Genomic DNA, 998 nt, shown 5'->3' on the forward strand with positions numbered 1-998 from the left:
GCCTAACCCCTTGTGGGAGGGAGCCGTCGAAGGTGGGATCGGCGATTGGGACGAAGTCGTAACAAGGTAGCCGTACCGGAAGGTGCGGCTGGATCACCTCCTTTCTAAGGAGCATTCTCCAGGCAAACCAACAGAGGTTGGATCTTGTTCTGGCAGAGGCTGTTTGAGCTCCCATTCGTGGAGCCGCAGTTGCTCATGGGTGGAACACTGACACTCTCATCGCATTCGATCAATCCACAGTGGTTGGTCGCGATGGGTATACCGGCACACTATTGGGTCCTGAAAGAACACGCGAGTGTCTTTCAAGGCAAGACAAACGATCCGCTCGGATCTTCGAGACATTGCCGGCGTCAGCCGAGTAAATCCCGGAACTTGATTGCGAGTGGGTGTGTTGTTTGAGAACTGCACAGTGGACGCGAGCATCTTTGTTAGTAAGTGTTTAAGAGCGTACGGTGGATGCCTTGGCACCAGGAGCCGATGAAGGACGTAGGAGGCTGCGATAAGCCTCGGGGAGCTGTCAACCGAGCTGAGATCCGAGGATTTCCGAATGGGGAAACCCAGCACGAGTGATGTCGTGTTACCCGCATCTGAATATATAGGGTGTGTGGAGGGAACGTGGGGAAGTGAAACATCTCAGTACCCACAGGAAGAGAAAACAACAGTGATTCCGTGAGTAGTGGCGAGCGAAAGCGGAAGAGGCTAAACCAGCTTGATGTGATAGACGGCAGTCGTTGTCTTGCTGGGGTAGTGGGAACATTCTTCTCTGATCTGCCGATCAGGGCGAGAGTCAGAAACCTGGGTGTTAGTTGAAGTGGTCTGGAACGGCCTGCCATAGACGGTGATAGTCCGGTAAACGAAAACTCCTAGGCTCTTGTGGATGTCTCCCGAGTAGCAGCGGGCCCGTGAAATCTGCTGTGAATCTGCCGGGACCACCCGGTAAGCCTGAATACTCCCTGGTGACCGATAGCGGACTAGTACCGTGAGGGAAAGGTGAAAAG

At 54.0% G+C, this 998-nt stretch carries 2 rRNA genes; both read left to right on the forward strand.

Going from position 1 to position 998, the window contains the following annotated elements:
• Positions 1 to 104, forward strand: a 16S ribosomal RNA gene (locus ACFOW8_RS19550); the annotation flags it as partial.
• Between the two features lie 325 nt (positions 105 to 429).
• A 23S ribosomal RNA gene (locus tag ACFOW8_RS19555) occupies positions 430 to 998 on the forward strand; the annotation flags it as partial.

The sequence above is a fragment of the Nocardia rhizosphaerae genome (assembly GCF_042650365.1).
GTDB classification, from domain to species: Bacteria; Actinomycetota; Actinomycetes; order Mycobacteriales; family Mycobacteriaceae; genus Nocardia; species Nocardia rhizosphaerae.